Annotated in this window: 14 protein-coding genes; 5 read left to right on the top strand and 9 right to left on the bottom strand. The window is 66.8% G+C overall.

The window, feature by feature from the left end; genetic code table 11:
- Positions 1–7: 7 nt before the first annotated feature.
- The gene (locus B7R24_RS03005) at positions 8–1,204 is read right to left on the bottom strand and encodes an adenosylhomocysteinase (RefSeq protein WP_116417728.1); all 1,197 of its coding nucleotides are present in this window, start codon (positions 1,202–1,204) and stop codon (positions 8–10) included.
- 79 nt (positions 1,205–1,283) lie between these two features.
- Here B7R24_RS03005 and B7R24_RS03000 point away from each other — a divergent pair, with 79 nt between their 5' ends.
- Positions 1,284–2,231, top strand: coding sequence for a nucleoside hydrolase (locus tag B7R24_RS03000; RefSeq protein WP_116417504.1), 948 nt, complete (start codon positions 1,284–1,286; stop codon positions 2,229–2,231).
- A gap of 141 nt (positions 2,232–2,372) precedes the next feature.
- Here the strand turns inward: B7R24_RS03000 and B7R24_RS02995 are convergent, their stop codons facing one another.
- The 8 genes from B7R24_RS02995 to B7R24_RS02960 form a co-directional block, all read right to left on the bottom strand.
- The gene (locus tag B7R24_RS02995; RefSeq protein WP_116417503.1) at positions 2,373–3,671 is read right to left on the bottom strand and encodes a thymidine phosphorylase; all 1,299 of its coding nucleotides are present in this window, start codon (positions 3,669–3,671) and stop codon (positions 2,373–2,375) included.
- Positions 3,668–4,099, bottom strand: a complete 432-nt coding sequence (locus B7R24_RS02990) for a cytidine deaminase (protein ID WP_116417502.1) — start codon at positions 4,097–4,099, stop codon at positions 3,668–3,670. The genes B7R24_RS02995 and B7R24_RS02990 overlap by 4 nt, the downstream gene beginning before the upstream one ends.
- A 10-nt stretch (positions 4,100–4,109) precedes the next feature.
- On the bottom strand, positions 4,110–5,528 hold the full coding sequence (locus tag B7R24_RS02985) for an ABC transporter permease (RefSeq protein ID WP_116417501.1): 1,419 nt from the start codon (positions 5,526–5,528) through the stop codon (positions 4,110–4,112).
- Positions 5,525–6,820 (bottom strand): ABC transporter permease, encoded by a 1,296-nt coding sequence (locus B7R24_RS02980; RefSeq protein ID WP_172582683.1) that lies wholly within the window; start codon positions 6,818–6,820, stop codon positions 5,525–5,527. Before B7R24_RS02980 ends, B7R24_RS02985 begins: the two co-directional genes overlap by 4 nt.
- Entirely contained in the window at positions 6,817–8,364 is a 1,548-nt protein-coding gene (locus B7R24_RS02975) for an ABC transporter ATP-binding protein (protein WP_116417500.1), read from the bottom strand. Before B7R24_RS02975 ends, B7R24_RS02980 begins: the two co-directional genes overlap by 4 nt.
- 92 nt (positions 8,365–8,456) lie before the next feature.
- Positions 8,457–9,569 carry a BMP family lipoprotein gene (locus B7R24_RS02970; RefSeq protein WP_116417499.1) on the bottom strand — a complete coding sequence of 371 codons (1,113 nt, stop codon included), beginning with the start codon at positions 9,567–9,569 and terminating at the stop codon, positions 8,457–8,459.
- 207 nt (positions 9,570–9,776) lie between these two features.
- Entirely contained in the window at positions 9,777–10,841 is a 1,065-nt protein-coding gene (locus B7R24_RS02965) for a BMP family lipoprotein (protein ID WP_116417498.1), read from the bottom strand.
- Positions 10,842–10,928: 87 nt separating this feature from the next.
- The gene (locus tag B7R24_RS02960; protein ID WP_116417726.1) at positions 10,929–12,050 is read right to left on the bottom strand and encodes a mannose-1-phosphate guanylyltransferase; all 1,122 of its coding nucleotides are present in this window, start codon (positions 12,048–12,050) and stop codon (positions 10,929–10,931) included.
- A gap of 88 nt (positions 12,051–12,138) precedes the next feature.
- Between B7R24_RS02960 and B7R24_RS02955 the strand changes: the two genes are divergently transcribed.
- The 4 genes from B7R24_RS02955 to sdhA all read left to right on the top strand — a co-directional run bounded on the left by B7R24_RS02955 (position 12,139) and on the right by sdhA (position 16,093).
- Positions 12,139–13,290 carry a glycosyltransferase family 4 protein gene (locus B7R24_RS02955; protein ID WP_116417497.1) on the top strand — a complete coding sequence of 384 codons (1,152 nt, stop codon included), beginning with the start codon at positions 12,139–12,141 and terminating at the stop codon, positions 13,288–13,290.
- A gap of 103 nt (positions 13,291–13,393) precedes the next feature.
- Positions 13,394–13,819, top strand: coding sequence for a succinate dehydrogenase, cytochrome b556 subunit (gene sdhC, locus B7R24_RS02950; RefSeq protein WP_116417725.1), 426 nt, complete (start codon positions 13,394–13,396; stop codon positions 13,817–13,819).
- Positions 13,819–14,268: a succinate dehydrogenase hydrophobic membrane anchor subunit gene (locus B7R24_RS02945; protein WP_116417496.1), complete on the top strand. Its 450-nt coding sequence runs from the start codon at positions 13,819–13,821 to the stop codon at positions 14,266–14,268. Before sdhC ends, B7R24_RS02945 begins: the two co-directional genes overlap by 1 nt.
- A gap of 25 nt (positions 14,269–14,293) precedes the next feature.
- Positions 14,294–16,093, top strand: coding sequence for a succinate dehydrogenase flavoprotein subunit (gene sdhA, locus B7R24_RS02940; RefSeq protein ID WP_116417495.1), 1,800 nt, complete (start codon positions 14,294–14,296; stop codon positions 16,091–16,093).

Below are 16,093 nucleotides of genomic sequence, written 5' to 3'. Positions count from 1 at the left end.
CGAAAGACTATTCCGAGGCCGACATCGCCGAGAGCATGCGCCGGGCGATGAGCCGCTCGATGTCCTCGGGCACCGGTTGCGCACCGGGCGCGAGCGTGCCGCGCGGGGCCTCGAGGGCGACCCGCTCGAGCGAGAGCACCTGCAGGAGAAAACCGAGATCCATCGACTGGATCGAGTTGCCCTTCGGCGACCGGCCGGCCAGATTGAACATGCGCCCTTGCGCGAGCAGCACGAGGTGTCGGCCGTCGGGCAGTTCGATGCGGTCGATCGCCTCGTCGACGGCACGGCTCGAGGTCGCGGAGGCGAGCAGTGCGGGAACGTCGATCTCCCACGGGAAGTGGCCGCAGTTCGCGAGGATGGCGCCGTCGTGCATCCGCTCGAAGACGTCGGCGCCGACCACGCCGGGCCGCCCCGTCGCCGTGATGATCACATCGGCCCACGAGGCGAGGTCGAGTACAGACGAGACCCGGAATCCGTCGAGCGCCGCCTCGAACGCCTTCAGCTCGTCGATCTCGGCGACCGCGACCTTGCCTCCGAGTGAGCGGAGGTAGTGCGCCACCCCGCGACCGCACCAGCCGTAGCCGACCACGACGAACCGCGTACCCGGAACCATCAGGTTCGTGATGCGCATGAAGCTCTCGGCGACAGACTGCCCCACCGCATGCTTGTTCTCACCGATCTGCTTGAGCAGGCTGTCGTTGATCACGATGACCGGAAACGGCACCTGACCGGCCAGTTCGGTGCGCAGCCTGTCGCCGCCCGAGGTCGTCTCCTCGGTTCCGCCCAGGATGCTGTCGGTCGCGCCGCGCGACACGACTCCTGCCACGAGGTCGCCGCCGTTGTCGAGCAGGATGCTCGGCTCGGCATCGAGCACGGCTGCGACGTTCGCGTGGTGCTGCTGGAGGTCGTCATCGCGGCGACCGAAGATGGTCATGCCGCTCTGGTTCAGGTAGGCGACCACGTCGTCCTGCGTCGATCCGTGGTTGCCGGTACCCACGATCTCGGCGCCACCCGCCGCGAGAGTCTCGACCAGCACCGCGGTCTTCGGCTCCACGTGCAGCGACATACCGATGCGGTGCCCCGCGAAGGGCCGGGTGCGGGCAAAGTCCTCGCGGGCCTGGGCGAGCAGTGGCATGCGCGAACGGATCCATTCGACCCGTCGGGCTCCGGATGCTGCATCAGCGGTGTTCTGCGTCTCGATCATGCCGAGCATCCTTTCATATATGAACATGATTTTCATATAGAATTCTTCTGTCGACCTCCCCCGGACCTGAAAGGCACCCATGCCGCGCAAGATCATTCTCGACTGCGACCCCGGGCACGACGACGCCATCGCCCTGCTCCTGGCACACGGCAATCCCGACGTCGAACTCGTTGCTGTGACGACGGTCGTCGGCAACCAGACGCTCGAGAAAGTCACGCGCAATGCTTTGGCGGTGGCGCGCGTCGCGGGAATCACGCGTGTTCCGTTCGCGGCAGGGGCTGCCCGGCCGCTCGTGCGCAAGGTCGAGGTCGCCGAGAGCATCCACGGCGAATCCGGGCTCGACGGGCCGGTGCTGCCCGAGCCCACCATCACCCTCGACCCGCGTCACGCGATCGACCTCATCATCGACACAGTCATGGCGCACGAGCCCGGCGAGATCACTCTCGTGGCGACCGCAGGGCTGACCAATATCGCCATGGCGGTGCGCAGGGAGCCGCGCCTCGCGTCGCGGGTGCGCGAGATCGTGCTGATGGGCGGTGCCTACGCGGGCGGCAACTGGAGTGCGACCAGCGAGTTCAACATCATCATCGACCCGGAGGCCGCGCACATCGTCTTCAACGAATCGTGGCCGCTGACGATGGTGGGGCTCGACCTGACGCACCAGGCGCTCGCAACCCCTGCCGTCGCCGCAGAGATCGCGGCCATCGACACTGCGCCCGCTCGGTTCGTCGGCGAGCTGCTCGAGTTCTTCGGCGAGACCTACCGCGAGCACCAGGGCTTCGACTCCCCTCCGGTGCACGACCCGTGCGCCGTCGCCTACGTGATTGACCCGACCATCATGACCACGCGACGCGTTCCGCTCGACATCGAACTCACGGGAACGCTGACGCTCGGGATGACGGTGGCCGACTTCCGCGCCCCCGCCCCCGCCGACTGCACCACCCAGGTCGCCGTCACCCTCGACCACGCCCGCTTCTGGGCCCTCGTGACCGACGCACTCCGCCGCATCGGCGACCCCACCCTCTAACCCGCACTCGCACCGGCGCGCCTGCGCGTGCAACCTCACCGCCCCTGCTGCTGGACACGATTTCGCGTCTCCGCAGCGAATAGCGGCACGGATGTGCGGTTCTGTGTCCATTCCGCTGCGCCCGTGTGGCCGGGGCGATGGTCAGCGCGGGGCGATCCGCTCCGCCACGAGGGGGCCGCGCGGCACGTACTCCGAGGCGGCGCCGATCGCGTAGGCGCCGTCGAGGGCCTCCAGGGCACGCTCGAAGCGCGAGGGCTCGTCAGCGCTCAGCGTGAAGAGAGGCTGCCCGGCCACCACCGTGTCGCCCGCCTTCGCGTGCAGGTCGATGCCCGCGGCGTGCTGTACCGGGTCCTCGGCCCGAGCCCGGCCGGCCCCGAGACGCCACGCCGCGATCCCGAACGGCAGTGCGAGCTGCTCGAGCAGCACACCCGAGGTCTGCGCCAGCACGGTGTGCGTCTCGCGAGCGACGGGCAACGCAGCATCCGGATCGCCGCCCTGCGCACGGATGACGGCCCGCCAGCTGTCCATCGCCTGCCCCGACGCGAGCGCCCCCGCCACATCGGCGTCGGGCTGACCGGCGAGCGCCAGCATCTCTGAGGCCAGCGCCAGCGTGAGCGCCACCACGTCGGCCGGCCCGCCTCCCGCGAGCACCTCGACCGACTCCCGCACCTCGTTCGCGTTGCCGATCGCGAGCCCGAGCGGGCGGTGCATGTCGGTCAGCAGCGCCGACGTGAGCACGCCGGCGTCGTTGCCCAGGTCGACCATCGTCTGCGCCAGCTCGCGCGACTGCTCGATGTTCTGCATGAAGGCACCCGAGCCGAACTTCACGTCGAGCACCAGCGCTGCAGTGCCCTCGGCGATCTTCTTGCTCATGATCGATGACGCGATCAACGGAATCGACTCGACGGTACCCGTGATGTCGCGAAGAGCGTAGAGCTTCTTGTCGGCCGGCGCGAGCCCGCTGCCCGCGGCGCAGATCACCCCTCCAGCATCCCGCAGTTGCGCGAACATCTCCTCGTTCGACAGGGATGCCCGCCAGCCCGGGATGCTCTCCAGCTTGTCGAGCGTGCCACCCGTGTGCCCGAGCCCCCGCCCGGAGAGCTGCGGCACCGCGACGCCGAACGACGCGACCAGCGGCATCAGCGGCAGGGTGATCTTGTCGCCCACTCCGCCCGTGGAGTGCTTGTCGACGGTCGTCTTGCCGAGCCCTGCGAAACTCATCGTTTCGCCGCTCGCGATCATCGCCAGCGTCAGGTCGCGGATCTCGGGCCGCCCCATGCCGTTCAGCAGGATCGCCATCGCCATCGCCGCCATCTGCGCATCCTCGATGTATTCGCGGGTGTAGGCATCGACCATCCAGTCGATCTGCGAAGTACTGAGCACCCCGCCGTCACGCTTGGTGCGGATCAGGTCGATGACGTCGTGGGCTTCGACGCTCATGAGGCGGCCGGCGTCGACGCGCTGTACTCCACCAGCGTGCGCGGCCCGAACGCATCGGGCAGCACTTCGTCGATCGTGCGGATGCCCGACACCGTCTCGAGCAGCATCCCCTCGGCGGAGTGTTCGTACAGCAGCTGCCGGCACCGCCCGCAGGGCATCAGCGCGCCGCCCTGGCCGTCGACGCAGGTGAACGCCACGAGCTTGCCGCCGCCCGTCATGTGCAGCGACGACACGAGCGCGCACTCCGCGCAGAGGGTCAGACCATAGGAGGCGTTCTCGACGTTGGCTCCCGAGATGATGCGCCCGTCGTCGACGATCGCCGCCACCCCGACCGGGAACTTCGAGTACGGCACATAGGCGTGCGTGGCGGCTTCGTTCGCGATGGCACGCAGGGCGTCCCAATCGACGGCGGGCGATGAATCGGTCATAGAACTGTCCTCACGACTTGATGTACGGTCTGCCGGAGGCCGCGGGGCCTCTCGAACGCCCCACCAGCCCGGCGACCGCGAAGATGGTCAGCACATACGGCAGCATGAGCATGAACTCGCTCGGCACCGGTGAACCGATGATGCCCAGCACGTTCTGCAGGTTGGAGGCGAAACCGAAGAGCAGCGCTGCGAGCGTCGCTCTGATGGGATCCCACTGTCCGAAGATGACTGCCGCCAGCGCGATATAACCGAGGCCCGCCGTCATCTCCCGGTTGAAGCTCGGCACCGAGACCAGGGTGAAGTACGCCCCACCGAATCCGGTGATGGCACCCGCCAGCAGCACGTTGCGAAAACGGGTGCTGTTGACGTTGATGCCGACGGTGTCGGCGGCCTGCGGATGCTCGCCCACGGCCCGCACGCGGAGCCCCCACTTCGTGTGGAACAGCCCGAAGTACACCGCGGCCACCGCGATGTACATGAGGTACACCACGATGGTCTGGCGGAAGAGCGTCGGACCGATGATCGGAATCTCGCTCAGCACCGGGATGGCGATGCGGTCGAAGCGCGGCGGGGTGTTCAGCAGCTCGGCATTCTTCGACAGCACCTGCGAGTAGAGAAAGTTGGTGAGGCCGACGACCAGCACGTTCAGCACCACCCCGACGATCACCTGGTCGACGAAGTACTTGATGGCGAAGGCCGCCAGCACGAACGAGACCAGCATGCCCGCGACCATCGCCGCGATGAGGCCGACGTAGGGCGAGCCCGTGATGGTCGCGACGACCGCCGACGCGAACGCACCGGCCAGCAGCTGGCCCTCGATCGCGACGTTCACCACACCGACCCGCTCGGAGATGACGCCGCCCATCGCGCCGAAGATCAGAGGCACCGAGAGCGACACCGTTCCGACGAGCAGGCCGGGAACCGGCAGTGTCTGCCCCGCCGCGGCCCAGGCCAGGAAGCCGAAGAGGAAGAGCACACCGAAGATGCTCGTCAGCCAGAGCGGAACGCGACGGTTGGCCCGCACGCGGAGCCACGCCAGCACGGTGATGGCAGCCAGCAGGATGGTCGTGATGACCCCGGCGAGGCGGGTGGGTGTCTCCACCACCGGCAGCTGGATGAGATCGTTGCTGTTCGAGAGCTGGAACGTCGATATGCCGTCGCGACCGAGCACGATGAACAGCACCAGCGCTATCAGGGTGAAGATGCCGAAGGCGATCGGCGCCTTCCAGGACTTCACGATGGTGCGCGCGAGCCCGTTCGACGAGTCGGGCCTGTCGTGTTGCGTCGCCGACGACACGGTCGCCGGGTCGGAGACCTCGACCGCGAGATTGCCGGCACCCGCGAGATTGCCGGCACCGGCGAGGTTGCCGTCACCCGCGAGGTCGGTGGCACCCGCCGTGCTGCCCGGGCCGGAGAGTTGAGAACTCATTTCGCTGCTACCGCCTTCGCCAGTCTGACCGGCTTCTTCTTACCAGTGACGCCCGGCGTCGGAAGCCGGAACACGGCCCGCACCAGCGGAGGCGCCGCGATGAACAGCACGATGAGCGACTGCACGACGAGCACGATGTCGACGGGGATGCCTTCACCGGCCTGCATGGAGAACCCACCGGCCTTGAACGCGCCGAACAGGATGCCGGCCACGAAGATGCCCCAGGGCCTCGACCGGCCGAGCAGTGCCACGGTGATGGCGTCGAACCCGATGCCGGCGTCGATGCCCGACGAAAAGCCCGAGGTGACGGTTCCGAGCACCTGGGCCACCGCGGCGAGGCCGACCAGGCCACCCGAGATCAGCATCACGGTGACGTACGAGCGCTTCACGTCGATGCCCGCGACCCGGGCAGCGTTCGGGTTGACCCCGACCGCCCGGAACTTGAACCCGAGGCTCGAGCGCGACAGCAGCCACCACACGAAGACCGTCGCCGCGACGGACACGAGCAGCCCCGCGTGCAGGTTGTACGACGACCCCAGCAGGTCGGGGTAGACCGCCGTCGGCAGCATCGCCGGAGTCTTGGGGTTGTTCGAGCCCGGCGCCTGCAGCAGGCCGGGGGTACGCAGCATGTAGGAGACGAGGTACACCGCCACGTAGTTCAGCATGATCGTGACGATCACCTCGTGCGCCCCGGTGCGCGCCTTCAACAGGCCGACGATCCCACCCCAGAGAGCGCCACCGGCGATACCGGCGAGCACGGCCAGAACGAGGTGGATGCCGTAGGGCAGGGGAAACGAGTACCCCACCCAGCCGGCGGCTGCGGCCGCGATGAGCATCTGCCCCTGGCCGCCGATGTTGAACATGCCCGCGCGGAACGCCAGCCCCACACCGAGACCGGCCGCAATGAGCGGCGTCGCGAACGTCAGCGTGTCGGTGAGCGGCTTGATGCCCTTCGCGAAGTCGACCGCTCCGAAGTTGTACACCGAGCCCTGGAAGAGGGCGCTGTAGGCACCCGACACCGCAATCCAGATGGCCTGCAGCGTGTCGCCGGGCCGCGAGAAGAAGTATCCCGACGCGGTCTGCACGTCTTCGTCGGTCAGGGCGATCAGGATGCCGCCCGCCACGAGGGCCAGCACGACCGCCAGGATCGAGATGACGACACTGCCGCCCAGGATGTCGCGGAGGATCTGGTTCGACCGGGGCGCCGGGGCCACCGGGGTGCCGGCCGGTGCCGGGGTCGACGATCCGCCCGACGGGGACTGCGGCGTGGCCGCAACTGCAGTGTCGCTCACAGAAGCGCTCCTTCTATCTGGTCGGCCCTGACGGTGGTGATCACGTCGGGCACTTCGCCGGCCATCATGAGACCGAGTACGTCTCGGGAGGTGTTGCCCGGCACGATGCCGACGATGCTGCCCCGGTACATCACCGCGATGCGGTCGGCCAGGGCGGTGACCTCGTCGAGTTCGGTCGAGACGACGATGACCGGAACACCGGCATCCCGCGTCTCGACGATGCGCTTGTGCACGAACTCGATGGAACCGACGTCGATGCCCCGGGTCGGTTGCGCGGCAACGAACAGTCGCAGGTCGCGGCTCAGCTCCCGGGCCAGCACGACCTTCTGCTGGTTACCGCCGGAGAGGCGGCCGACGGGAGTCTGAATGCCCTGCGAACGCACATCGAACTCCCTCGTCTTCTCCTCGGCGAACTGGTTGAGGTATGCGAGCTGCAGAGTGCCGCGCTTGACGAAGGGGGCCGTGTTGGAGCGGTCGAGCATCAGGTTCTCGGCGATGGTGAACTCACCGACCAGCCCGTCGTGGTTGCGGTCTTCGGGAACGAAGCCGACCCCCGCCTCGAGCACCCGGCTGACGCTCATGCCCACCAGCGACTGGCCGTCGAGCGTGATCGAGCCGAGCACCTTCTCCTGCAGCCCGATGATGGCCTCGCTGAGCTCGGTCTGGCCGTTGCCCTGCACCCCCGCGATGGCGAGTACCTCGCCGCGCCGCACTTCGAAACTCACGTTGTTCACCACGAGCTGGCCGAGCGCGTCGATGACCGACAGGTCGCGCACGACGAGGGCCTCATCGCCCGGCTTCGCCAGCTCCTTGTGCACGGTCAGCTCGACGGATCGGCCGACCATCAGGGAGGCGAGTTCGGCGTTCGATGCGGTGGGGGCGGCCTCGCCGACGACCCTGCCGAGCCGGATGATCGTGATGCGGTCGGCGATCTCCCTCACCTCGCGCAGTTTGTGTGTGATGAAGACGATCGACGTTCCCGCATCGCGCAGCTGGCCCATGATGACCATCAGCTCGTCGGTCTCCTGGGGCGTGAGAACGGCGGTCGGCTCGTCGAAGACCAGTACCTTCGCGTCGCGGGAGAGGGCCTTGATGATCTCGACCCGCTGCTGCACGCCCACGGGCAGATCGTCGACCAGCGCATCCGGATCGAGATCGAAACCGAACCGGGCGCTGATCTCGCGCACGCGAGCACGGGCAGCGGCCAGGTCGAGCCGGCCACCGGCTTTTGTCTGCTCGTTGCCGAGCATCACGTTCTCGGCCACCGTGAAGACGGGAATGAGCATGAAGTGCTGGTGCACCATGCCGATGCCCGCAGCCATCGCGTCGCCCGGGCCAGCGAAGTGCTGCGCCTTCTCGTCGAGGAGGATCTCGCCCTCGTCGGCCTGGTAGAGGCCGTAGAGCACGTTCATCAGCGTCGACTTGCCGGCGCCGTTCTCCCCGAGGAGGGCATGGATCTCGCCGGGCCTCACGACCAGGTCGATGTGGTCGTTCGCTGTGAGCGACCCGAAACGTTTCGTGATGCCGCGCAGTTCGAGCTTCATGGATTCAATCTACCTGTGGGGTCGAAGACTTAAAAGAGGTGTGGGGAAACCGGACGAATCCGGTTCCCCCACCCTGGTGTTTCAGCTGCTGGCTACTTCTTGAGGTACGAGGTCACCGGGATGGAGCCCGAGATGATGCTCGCCTTGATGGTGTCGAGCTCGCCCTGGAGGCCCGAATCGACCTTGCTCTCGAAGTTGTGGAACGGCGCGATGCCGACGCCGTCGTTCTCGAGGGTTCCGATGTAGGCGGTGGTGTCGAAGGTGCTGCCGGTGGCAGAAGCCTTCACGACGTCGCTCGTGGCCTGCTTGATGCCCTTCAGCACCGAGGTGAAGTAGAGGTCGTCGTAGGTCGGGAAGGTGTCGAACACGTCAGCGTCGGCACCGAGCAGCGCGACATCCTTGCCGGAGTCGGTGATCGCGGCACCGGCGCTCTGGAAGATGGGGCCACCGACGGGCAGCAGAACGTCTGCACCCTGGTCGATGAAGTTCTGCGCGGTGGTCTTCGCGGTGTCGTTCGCCTCGAAGCCGCCGGTGAACGTCGCCGCGTCGGGGTTGGCCGTGTCGTAACCGAGCACCTGCACCGACTTGGACTTCTGGGTGTTGTAGTACGCGACGCCCTGGGCGAAGCCGTCCATGAAGATGGTGACGGTCGGGAAGTTCATGCCGCCGTAGGTGGCGACCTTGCCGGCCTTGCTGTAGCTCGCCGATGCGTAGCCCGCGAGGAATGCCGCCTGGGCGGTGTCGAACAGGATCGGCTTGATGTTCGGGGCGTCGGTCTGGCCGTTGAAGTCGTTGTCGGCCGCGTCGTCGATGATCGCGAAGTCGACGTCGGGGTTCGCCAGCGCTGCGGTGACCGTGGCGGCCGAGAGCGCGAAGCCGACCGTGACGATCAGCGTGCAGTTCTGGGAGATCAGGCTGTCGATGTTCGGCGCGTAGTCGGTCTCCGCGTTGGACTGCACCTCGATGGGCTTCACACCCACTGCCGCAGCGCCGTCCTTCAGGCCCTCGTCGCCCAGCTGGTTGAACGACTTGTCGTCGAAACCACCGAGGTCGGAGACCATGCAGGGCTTGAAGTTCGCCGACGCTGAGGCGGTCGGAGCGCTGCTGGTCGAGGTGGTGGGGGCCGATGCGCAACCGGCGAGCAGGGCCGCGGTTGCGAGGGTGGCCAGGCCACCGAAGGCGACGCGACGGGTGGTGTTCCTCAAAATGTCCTCCAAAAGGTTGCCCCGGGACAGGGCGCAGGTGCTTTGGGGTAACACGTTACCCACAGTTGCGTTCGCAGTTGTGCCCGGCCGGGTGTTTGCGGCACAAGCGTTACAAAGACGTGGCGACCCGTTAACTCAACCGAAATGTTCACGCCCGGATCACGCGAACGGCGCAATGATCGGGCGTGGTACCCGCCCTGACGCTGATTACTGGGGTGCGCTGGGCGACGACACAACAACCTTGCCCGAGACGATGTCGGCCTTCAGGGCGGTGATCTCGTCGGCCAGACCGGCGGGCAGGCTCGATTCCAGGTCATGGTACGAGGCCAGGTCGACCCCGCCGTTGGCCAGCGTGCCGATGTACGACGAGTTGTCGAACGTGCCCTTCGAGTCGTCGCCGACGATCTTCTCGACGGCGTCACCGGTCTTCTTCATCACGCTCGTGAGCAGAATCGGCTTGTATTCGGCCGGCAGTGTGTCGTAGCCGTCGTTGTCGACCCAGATGACCTTGGCCGTGCCCGACTCCAGGGCCGCCGCCGCGGTGCCCTCGCCGACCTGGCCGGCCACCGGCATGATCACGTCGGCACCCTGGTCGATGAAGGCCTGCGTGACGGTCTTGCCCTTGTTCACGTCTTCGAAGTCGCCCGTGAAGACGCCGTTCTGCGCGGCCTTGTCCCACCCCAATGCCTGCACGCTCGTGCCGTGGGCCGTGTTGTAGGCGGCGACACCGTCGACGAAACCGTCCATGAAGAGGGTGACGGGCGGCTGGTTGCCCCCGCCGAAGGTGGCCACCTTGCCGGTCTTCGAGACCCCCGCGGCGAGGTACCCCGCGAGGTAGGAGGCCTGTGCCGTGTCGAAGAGGATCGACTTGACGTTGGGCGCTGTGACCTGCTCGTCGACGATGGCGAAGTGGGTCGACGGATGCGACGCGGCCTGCGCGGTCGTGGCGTCGGCCAGTTCGTAACCGACCGTCAGAACGAAGCCGCAGCCACTGCCGACGGCCTGCTCGACGTTGGGCGCGAGGTCGGTCTCGTTCGTCGACACCAGCACCTGGGCCCCGATCCCGAGATCGGCCTCGGCCTTCTGCAGGCCCTCCCAGCTGGACTGGTTGAACGACCGGTCGTCGATGCCGCCCGAGTTCGTCACCATCCGGGCGCAGTACGCGCTGGCAGACGTCGTCGACTGCGCGGGCGCCGGCGAGCATCCCGCCAGCACCAGGGAGACGGCAGCCGCGGCTGCAAGAACGGAAACGGCGCGGAGGGTCGATTTCATAGGCACAAATCTAGCGGGGCCGACCGACCCCATCCGCCGTCGTTGCCGAATCGAAACATCGGCAGGGGCGCTCAGCCCCGAGCGTTGCTACAGGACGTCGCCCGAGCCCGAGAGCCGCAGGGCGTCGACCACGGCCTTCACGCGCTGTGCGTGGGCGCTCGTCGTCACCAGCAGGGCATCGGGGGTGTCGACGACCACGATGTCCTCCACCCCGATGAGGCTGATCACGCGGTCGCTGTGGGACACGACGACCCCGCTCGACGAGTCGGACAGGATGCGCGCATTCTTGCCGAGGATGGCGAGTTCGCTCTTGCGGCCGCCCGAGTGCAGCTTGGCGATCGAGGCGAAGTCGCCCACATCGTCCCAGCTGAAGGTTCCGGGAACGACGGCGAGCTTGCCCTCGAGCGCGCTCGGCTCGGCCACCGTGTAGTCGATGGCGATCTTCTCGAGCTCGGGCCAGACATTGTCGACGACGAGGCCGCGGCGCGGGGTGTCCCACGCCTCGGCGAGCTCCATCAGGCCGGCGAGCAACTCGGGTCGCGACCGGCCGATCTGCTCCAGCAGCACATCGGCCCGCGAGATGAACATGCCCGCGTTCCAGAAGTACGCCCCCGACTCGACATAGGCCTCGGCGGTCTCCAGGTCGGGCTTCTCGACGAAGCTGTCGACGAACATCGCATCGGCAGCACCCTCGACCCCGAGCGGCTTGGTGGCGTGGATGTAGCCGAACCCGATCGACGGCTCGTCGGGCATGATGCCGATGGTGGTGATGTACCCCGCGTCGGCGGTGATCATGGCCTCGCGCACGGTCTGGCGAAAACGCTCGGGCTGGCCGATCACATGGTCGGCCGCGAACGAACCGATGATCACACCGGGCTCACGCCGGTTCAGGATGGCCGCCGCCAACCCGATCGCCGCAGTGGACTCCCGGGGCTCGCTCTCGAGCACGACGTTCGAGTCTTCGAGCGCGGGCAGCTGGCGTTCGACCGCAGCCCGATGCGCCCTGCCGGTGACGACCATGATGCGCTGCTCGCCGGCGAGCGGAACGAGGCGATCCCACGTGTCGCGCAACAGGCTCTGGCCCGAACCACTGAGGTCGTGCAAGAACTTGGGGGCATCCGCCCGCGACAGCGGCCAGAGCCTCGAACCGATTCCGCCGGCCGGGATGACGCTGTAGAACCGCCCGAGCAGGTCGTTGTGTGCACTCATGGGCCCCACCTTACCGATAGCCACCTGTGCACCCTGCGGCCACTCGCCATTCACACCCGTGCCACATTCGCTTCCTACCGTCAGGGATATGAGAGTCGCAATCGTCACCGAAAGCTTTCTCCCCACGGTCAACGGAGTCACCAACAGCGTCTGCAAGGTTCTCGATCACCTGCACGCGAACGGGCACGATGCCATCGTGATCTGCCCTGCGGCGAACGCCCCGAGCCACTACCTCGGCTACCCCGTCTTCGAGGTGCCGGCCGCCCGCTACCGCAGCTTTCCCGTAGGGTTGCCGAACCCATCGGTGCAGCGTCTGCTCGCCGCCTTCGAACCCGATGTGCTGCACGCCGCCTCTCCGTTCTTCTTGGGGGCAGGGGCGATCGCTGCGGCAAACCGTCTCGGCGTGCCCTCGGTGGCCATCTTCCAGACCGACATGGCCGGCTACGCCAAGCGAAACCACCTGGGCCCTGCCGCACGCCTGACGTGGAAGTTCGTGCGGTGGGTACACGAGGGCGCCTCCCTCACTCTGGTGCCGTCGAGCGCGTCGATGGATGACCTGCAGAAGATGGGCGTGCCGAGACTGAAGCGGTGGGCCCGCGGCGTCGACCTCGAAGCGTTCCACCCGAACAACCGCCAGAGCGCTCTCGCTGCAGCGCTGCGGTCCAGACTCAGCCCGAACGGCGAGATCGTCGTGGGATACGTCGGGCGGCTCGCGCCGGAGAAGCAGGTGGAACGCCTCGCCGCCCTTCGGGGAATGCCGGGCATCCGGCTCGCCGTCGTCGGCGACGGACCGTCGGCTGCCTCGATCGAGCGGGCGACGGAGGGGATGCCCATCGACTTTCTCGGGCGACTCAGCGGCAGAGAGCTCTCTGCCGCCTATGCCAGCTTCGACATCTTTCTGCACACCGGTACAGAGGAGACCTTCGGGCAGACGCTGCAGGAGGCCCACGCCGCCGGACTCCCCGTCATCGCTCCCCGCGCCGGCGGCCCCATCGATCTCGTCGCCGACGGAGAGAACGGGTACCTCTACGATCCGGCTGACGCAGGAGAGCTGCGCGACCTCGTCGGTGACCTGACCGCCAGCGAGACGCTGCGCTCGCGCTTCGGGGAAGCCGGCCGCAGAGCGGTGCTCGGGCGCACCTGGACGAACGTCTGCGACGAGCTCGTCAAGCACTACGAATCGGTGATCGACGTGCCTACACTGGATGAAACAGCACGTCGTCGGGTAAGGCTTCCCTAACAAGACATTTCACGATGCGAACATTATGCTGAGACAGAATTCGTGCGTCTGAGAAGTTCATCGCCGGCGCTACGAACCCATCCTTAACCAAAGGGGGTTGCTCGTGCCCAATGAAGCGGTATCGACGCTAGCCACAGCCCGGAGTTCTTCGAAACGCCCGGCCGGTACCTTGTACCGAGGCAACACAGGAATGTGGTCGTGGGTGCTGCACCGCATCACCGGTGTGGCCATCTATTTCTTCCTTCTCGTGCACGTGCTCGACACGGCGATGATCCGGGTGTCGCCAGATGCCTACGACGCCGTCATGAGCACGTACAAGAACCCGATCATGGGCCTCGGTGAGACCGCGCTGGTCATCGCGATCATGTTCCACGCGTTCAACGGGCTCCGCATCATCCTCATCGACTTCTGGAGCAAGGGCGCGAAGTACCAGCGCCTCATGTTCTGGGTCGTCATCGGCCTCTGGATCGTCGGCACCGCAGGGTTCGCTCCGATCCATCTCTACAACGTCTTTACGGAGCCCCACTGATGTCGGCGATCATCGAGTCCCCCCGCCAGCCGCAGCAGCGCGCGAGCAAGGGCAGGGTCAACTGGGAGAAGTACGGCTGGCTCTACATGCGCGCGTCGGGCGTGCTGCTGATCATCCTGATCTTCGGTCACCTCTTCGTGAACCTGGTTCAGGGCGAGGGCATCAAGGCGATCGACTTCGCCTTCGTCGCCGGCAAGTACGCCACCCCGTTCTGGCAGATCTGGGACGTCGTCATGCTCTGGCTGGCCATGATCCACGGCTCGAACGGCATGCGCACCATCGTCAACGACTATGCGTCGAACCCGCTCGTGCGTCGCATCCTGCTCGGCGCGCTGTTCGTCGCGGCCGTCGTTCTCATCGTGCTCGGCACGCTCGTGGTCTTCACCTTCGACCCCTGCAGCACACTGATTCCCGCAGACCAGGCGCTGTCTTTCTGCCCGGCTCCGTAACACTTTCGATCGAAGAGGCACAGCAGTGACTGAATACGCAGACGGCACCGTCGTCGACGGCGTGACCTACCACCAGCACGACGTCATCATCGTCGGCGCGGGTGGGGCGGGCATGCGCGCCGCTATCGAGGCCGGGCCCAAGGCGAACACCGCCGTCATCTCCAAGCTCTACCCCACCCGCTCGCACACCGGTGCCGCCCAGGGCGGCATGGCCGCGGCGCTCGCCAACGTCGAAGAGGACAACTGGGAGTGGCACACGTTCGACACCGTCAAGGGCGGTGACTACCTGGTCGACCAGGATGCCGCCGAGATCCTGGCGAAAGAGGCGATCGACGCGATCTACGACCTCGAGAACATGGGTCTGCCGTTCAACCGCACGCCCGAGGGCAAAATCGACCAGCGCCGGTTCGGCGGTCACACCCGCGACCACGGCAAGGCCCCCGTTCGCCGTGCCTGCTATGCGGCCGACCGCACCGGCCACATGATCCTCCAGACGCTCTACCAGAACTGCGTCAAGCACGGCATCAACTTCTTCAACGAGTACTACGTGCTCGACCTGGTCATGGTCGAGGTCGACGGGGTCAACCGTCCCGCCGGCGTCGTGGCCTACGAGCTCGCAACGGGAGACCTGCACGTCTTCCAGGGCAAGTCGATCGTCTTCGCCACCGGCGGCTTCGGCAAGATCTACAAGACCACCTCGAACGCCCACACCCTCACGGGCGACGGCGTCGGTATCGTCTGGCGCAAGGGTCTGCCGCTCGAAGACATGGAGTTCTACCAGTTCCACCCGACCGGCCTCGCAGGCCTCGGCATCCTGCTCTCGGAGGCAGCCCGCGGTGAGGGCGCGATTCTCCGCAACAGCGAGGGTGAGCGCTTCATGGAGCGCTACGCTCCCACCATCAAAGACCTGGCGCCCCGCGACATCGTGGCGCGCTGCATGGCGACCGAGATCCGCGAGGGCCGGGGCGGTGGCCCCAACAAGGACTGGGTCTACCTCGACATCACCCACCTCGAACCGGCCGTCATCGACGCGAAGCTGCCCGACATCACGGAGTTCGCCCGCACCTACCTCGGTGTCGAGCCCTACACCGAGCCCGTGCCCGTGCTGCCGACCGCGCACTACGCAATGGGCGGCATCCCGACGAACATCAGGGCCGAGGTTCTCTCCGACAACACGACCGTCGTGCCCGGCCTCTACGCCGCCGGCGAGTGCGCCTGCGTCTCGGTGCACGGATCGAACCGTCTCGGCACCAACTCTCTGCTCGACATCAACGTCTTCGGCAAGCGCGCAGGCAACTTCGCGGTCGAGTACGCGGCGACGGCGGAGTTCATCCCGCTGCCCGACGATCCGGCCAAGCCGATCCGCGAACTGGTGCAGATGCTCCGCACCAGCCAGGGCACCGAGCGCATGTCCGACATGCGCAAGGAGCTGCAGGACTCGATGGACCGCAACGCCCAGGTGTTCCGCACCGAGAAGTCGTTGACCGAGGTCACGAAGGTGATCGGCGGGCTTCGCGACCGCTACCGCAATGTGATGGTGCAGGACAAGGGCAAGCGGTTCAACACCGACCTGCTCGAGGCCATCGAACTCGGCTTCCTGCTCGACCTGGCCGAGGTCACGGTCTACTCCGCGCTCTACCGCAAGGAGAGCCGCGGCGGACACTTCCGTGAGGACTACCCCAAGCGGGACGACGAGAACTACATGGTGCACACCATGGCGTACCTCTCGGGCGACGCTCACTCTGCCGACGCCGGTGACCACATCAGGCTCGACACGAAGCCGGTCGTGGTCACCCGCTACCAGCCCATGGAGAGGAAGTACTAG

Source organism: Subtercola boreus (assembly GCF_003399645.1).
In the GTDB taxonomy this organism is placed as follows: Bacteria; Actinomycetota; Actinomycetes; order Actinomycetales; family Microbacteriaceae; genus Subtercola; species Subtercola boreus_A.
Note: the sequence above shows the minus strand (reverse complement) of the source record. Positions and strands in the feature narration are given on the sequence as shown.